At 63.0% G+C, this 4,317-nt stretch carries 8 protein-coding genes; 1 reads left to right on the top strand and 7 read right to left on the bottom strand.

Annotated elements, in window-relative coordinates; genetic code table 11:
• Positions 1-132: 132 nt before the first annotated feature.
• The 4 genes from EN781_RS27310 to EN781_RS27295 all read right to left on the bottom strand — a co-directional run bounded on the left by EN781_RS27310 (position 133) and on the right by EN781_RS27295 (position 2,157).
• A complete protein-coding gene (locus tag EN781_RS27310; RefSeq protein WP_126058449.1) occupies positions 133-417 on the bottom strand; it encodes an SCP2 sterol-binding domain-containing protein in 285 nt (94 codons plus the stop codon).
• Positions 418-588: 171 nt separating this feature from the next.
• Entirely contained in the window at positions 589-1,110 is a 522-nt protein-coding gene (locus EN781_RS27305; protein ID WP_126058450.1) for a hypothetical protein, read from the bottom strand.
• A 28-nt stretch (positions 1,111-1,138) separates the two neighbouring features.
• The gene (locus EN781_RS27300) at positions 1,139-1,555 is read right to left on the bottom strand and encodes a hypothetical protein (RefSeq protein WP_126058451.1); all 417 of its coding nucleotides are present in this window, start codon (positions 1,553-1,555) and stop codon (positions 1,139-1,141) included.
• A gap of 8 nt (positions 1,556-1,563) precedes the next feature.
• Positions 1,564-2,157, bottom strand: coding sequence for a rod-binding protein (locus EN781_RS27295; RefSeq protein WP_189347887.1), 594 nt, complete (start codon positions 2,155-2,157; stop codon positions 1,564-1,566).
• A gap of 126 nt (positions 2,158-2,283) precedes the next feature.
• Between EN781_RS27295 and EN781_RS27290 the strand changes: the two genes are divergently transcribed.
• The gene (locus EN781_RS27290; protein ID WP_126058453.1) at positions 2,284-2,553 is read left to right on the top strand and encodes a hypothetical protein; all 270 of its coding nucleotides are present in this window, start codon (positions 2,284-2,286) and stop codon (positions 2,551-2,553) included.
• On the opposite strand, the gene EN781_RS27285 is transcribed toward EN781_RS27290, so the two are convergent.
• From EN781_RS27285 to EN781_RS27275, 3 genes are all read right to left on the bottom strand, one after another.
• Positions 2,550-2,939 (bottom strand): hypothetical protein, encoded by a 390-nt coding sequence (locus EN781_RS27285; RefSeq protein WP_126058454.1) that lies wholly within the window; start codon positions 2,937-2,939, stop codon positions 2,550-2,552. The genes EN781_RS27290 and EN781_RS27285 overlap by 4 nt on opposite strands.
• A gap of 4 nt (positions 2,940-2,943) precedes the next feature.
• Positions 2,944-3,696, bottom strand: a complete 753-nt coding sequence (fliR, locus tag EN781_RS27280; RefSeq protein WP_126058455.1) for a flagellar biosynthetic protein FliR — start codon at positions 3,694-3,696, stop codon at positions 2,944-2,946.
• A partial coding sequence (locus EN781_RS27275; RefSeq protein ID WP_189347886.1) for an FHIPEP family type III secretion protein occupies positions 3,693-4,317 on the bottom strand: 625 nt, incomplete at its 5' end. The genes EN781_RS27275 and fliR, both read right to left, overlap by 4 nt.

Genomic DNA, 4,317 nt, shown 5'->3' with positions numbered 1-4,317 from the left:
CAAAAGGCGCAGTCGCTGGCCGCCTAGACATCATCCCAAAGAGTGGGAACCGGTTTTGTGCAAGGTCACGGTCAAACCGAAAGAAAACGCCGCCCATCGAGGCGGCGTTTTGCTTTGATCTTGGCGCTGTCGTCAACCAAGCAACTGGCTTAGCGCCATGGCGACGGTCATGTCGCCCTCGACCTTTATCTTGCCGGACATGAAGGCCATGGTCGGGTTGAGGTCGCCGGCGATCAGCGAATCCAGATCGTCGAGCGACAGCTTGACGGTGCAGTCGGTCGGCGCATCGGTGGTGGAGACCGTGGCGCCGTCGATGACGATGACACCGTCGCTGCCGGTGTCGAACTTGACCGAATGCTCGAAGCCCGCGCTTGCCACGCGCGACTTGATCCTGTCGGCAATCTCCTGAACGCTCACGGCGGTTCTCCTCATCTTGTTGCGTTTGATACGCGGCGGCGCATTGCCGGCGCATGTCGCGATCACGGTCGCTGACGCATATACCTTCGCATTGACGTTTACGTCAACGTGGTGACCATGCGTCATCTCGCATCAGCTTGGCTAGCGGCGGCGAATGCGTCCGCGCCGCGATCAGTGCTGCTTGAAGGGCTTGGTCATTTCCGAGGCGGTCTCGCCAGCGCCCTTGCGGCGGCGAATGGCGTTGTCGCGGATCTCGTCCTTGGACAGGAAGTTGACCTGGTCGATCAGCACCTCATGCACCAGCTCGACGCCGACGCGGGCGTTGATGCTGTCCTGGATGGACTTGCGGAAGGCATCGAGATCGATTGTGTCCTTCTTGGTGAAATCGACCTGCGGATTGGCGTAGAGATAGGAGTAGACCTGGTCGGTGATCAGCGCGTCGGCCGGTATCGACAGCTTCTTTATCTGCTCTGGCTCGACCGTGTAGACGAGCTTGGTGAGAAAATAGCCGTCGATCCTGGCGTCGCGGATCAAAGGCACCGAGATAATATCGGTCTTGACGTAGTCGAGGCCGCCCAGCATCGGCTTCGGCGGCTCGCCCACGCCGGCCTTGCCTGCAGCCTGGAACGAATAGAACACGGCGCCGAGCGTCGCTGCGCAGATCCAGATCGCGGCGGCGATGAACTTGATCACCGGTCTTTCCCTACCCTGGCGACCGGGATCATGCTCTTGCCCAGCCGAACTCGCCGGCCGAATAAGTGCCGTCGGCCTCGGCGCGCTGAATGGCGCTCTTCAGCAGATTGGCGACCTCGTTGACGGCGTTGAGATGGGCGAGGATCGCCGCCTCGTTCCTGGCCAGCTTCTGGCGCAGCCGCGCCAGGCCTTCGCGATGCTGCTCCAGGAATTCGATCTCGTTGGCGCCCTTCATGGCGCGGGTCAGCTCATAGAGATAGCGGCTCTTGCGGGCGTTGGACGCCTTGAGGTCGAAGCCGGTGCTGGCACGGATACCAGCCGTCTCCTCGTCGACCGCTTCCTCGATGCGGCCGATGATGGCGGCGAGGTTTCCGGGGCGAGCGAGCGGGATGGGCGCTTCCGAGGTCCGCGCCGGAAGGGTGGAGAATTCGGATTGGTCGGCCATGAGGCTCCCTAGATTTTTGTATCGGTTTCTATGGTCGTATCGTCGCCGGTCATCGACCGCGCGGCCTGGCGCTGCAACTCCTGCACCATGGACGTCGACAGCCGGATCTGTTGGTCGATCTCGGCCTTCTCCGGCCCACCCGAAACCGGGCCGACCGGCACGATGCGCTTGCCGTCCATATAGTGGTCGGCGAGCAGTGATCTGGCGATGCCGATGCCGCCGCGCGCGGCCATGACATTGGCCAGTTGCTCGGCCATCTGCGATTTCCACATGTCGCCGGCGAGACCCTTGCCGTAAACGCCCTCGGTGTCCTTGGGCATCATGTTCTGGATGAAGGTCTGCAGCACCATCGCCTCGAAGCGCTGGAACTTCTTCTCCGGGTTCGCCACCTCGGCTTTGTCCGCCGTGGCCCGGGAAAGCATGGTGCCGGCGGTGTCGACTGAAAAGGCGGCCGAGGCGCCACCAGTCCGTTTGGCCAGCGCCGCGCGCGCGGCTTCGACGTCCGTCGGCTCGGCAGCGCGAGCGACGTCCAAGACGATGTCGCTGGGTGGAGAGATTGCCAAAAAAGTCCGCCTCTTGCCGGTTTTTGCTATCCGCACAATGACTGAACAAGCTTGTGGCAGGCTTGCGAGCCCAAGCATCGAGTGGCTCGTCTTTCGCCATCGCGATTTTGCTGTGCTACGAAATGGGAGATCGTTCTTGCCAGCGGTTAGGGGCCAAAGTGTTGGATGAAGATTATCGAGAGATTTCAGATTTCCGGGCGAGGCGTCGTAGTCGTCGGTGACCTACAGACCGACTTCCGGATGGGCCAAAAACTCAACGCGATTGTCATGAGGCCGGACGGCTCTAAAACCTCGACGGCCGCGGAGAAAGAGTATGCGCTCCGGCGGATCGACGATGTCGCTCACGAATTCGAAGTGTTCGTGCTGCGTCATGTTGATCTAGCTGATGTGCCCGAGGGCAGCACTCTCGATCTGACTTTGATACCGAGTCGCTAGTTAGTATCGTCGCGTCGCTTCTGCGCGATCAGATCGAGCCGCTCGCGGTCGATGCGTTCGCGCTCGTCGCGGCGGCGCACGTCCTTGTAGGCGCGCTCGACCATGTTGGTGCGCGCCGTCGCGGTGGCGATGAGAGTTGCTTCCTGCCTGGCGCTTTCCAGGCTTGCCTGCTGGCGGACCAGGGCATTGGCGATGCGGCGATGGTAAAGGTCGGGGAACTGGCCGGCCAGCGATTGGTCAGCGTCGAAGTGCTCGACCAGTTCCCTTGCCTCGGTCTCGGCCGCTCCCGCCTGCGCCAGGAATGTCGCATGGCGCGTCTCGTGCAGGGCCTTGAGCTGCTCCTGCACCTTGACCAGTTTCCGCAGCCGTTCCTTGCGCGTGGTCATTGCGTCACCGTGCCAGTGTCAGGTCGACAAAGCCGTCGACGAACAGCGACAGCATGGTGCCGATGGCGAGGTAGAAGAGGATCAGGCCGCCGGCGATGACGAAAGGCAGCGAGATGAAGTAGACGGGGATCTGCGGCGTCAGCTTGTTGACGAAGCCGATGGTCAGATTGACCAGGATGGCATAGGCGACGAACGGGCTGCCGAGGCGGATGACCAGGAAGAAGGCGTCCGACACGGTGTCGGTGAGATCGACGAGCGCCGCCTGCGGATTGAAGAAGACGTTGACCGGCGCGACCGTGTAGGAGGCGACCAGAGCGCGCACGATCTCGTGGTCGAAGTCGAAGACGAAGAGCAGCAGCAATGCCGAGAAGGAGATGATGGCGGCCAGCGCCGCCTGCGGCTCCGGCTCCTCGATCGCCGGGCCGCCGGCGCCGCCATAGCCGATCAGCGTGGCGATGGCCGAGCCCATGAAGCGCAGCGCCTCCATATAGAGCCGGGTCATGGCGCCGATCAGCCCGCCGACCAAGAGTTCCGAGACGATCATCGGCGCCAGGACCTGCGGGCGGGGATCGACATACGGGTAGATGCGGTCCCAGAGGAAGGCGAGCAGGCCGCCGGTGGCGGCGACCGCCACGAAGAGCCGGACCTGGATCGGCACGCGCGCACTCGACAGGCCTGGCATCAGCATGAAACAGGCGCCGATGCGGCAGAAAGCCAGGAAGGCGGCGATGACGACGCCTTGCGAGAGCGCGCTCACGAGATCGTCCCGAGCACCTTGATCTCGACGCCCTTGGCGATCTCGACATGGGAGAGCACCGGCAACGTGGTGAACAGGCGCTCGATGATCATGCGCACATAGGGGCGCGCGTCCGGCGCGGTGACCAGCACGAAGCGCTCGCCGGCTTCCAGATGCTTGCGGATCGCCTTGGTCGCATCCTGGCCGAATTCCTCGAGCTGACGCGGGTCGATGTCGAACTCGCGCACCTCGCCCTTGGCGTCGCGCTTGAGGCTCTGGTGGAAGGCGAGGTCCCAGCGGTTGCCGAGACGCAGAACCTTGAGCACGCCGCCCTCGGAAAGATCGCCGCAGATCTGCTGCGCCATGCGGATGCGCACGTGCTCGACAATCTGTTCGGTGCGGCGCACATGCGGCGCGATCTCGGCGATGGCTTCGATGATCAGATGCAGGTTGCGGATCGAGACGCGCTCGGCGAGCAGAAGCTTCAGCACCGCCTGCAGGCCGGGATAGGAGATGTGCGAGGTGCAGATCTCGTCGGCGAGCTTGCGGTATTCCGGATCCTGCCTCTCGAGCAGCGCCTTCATGTCCTTGTAGGAGAGAAGCTGCGGCAGGTTGTTGCGGATGACCTCGGAGAGATGGGTG

Source organism: Mesorhizobium sp. M4A.F.Ca.ET.090.04.2.1, from assembly GCF_003999085.1.
GTDB lineage: Bacteria > Pseudomonadota > Alphaproteobacteria > Rhizobiales > Rhizobiaceae > Mesorhizobium.
Note: the sequence above shows the minus strand (reverse complement) of the source record. Positions and strands in the feature narration are given on the sequence as shown.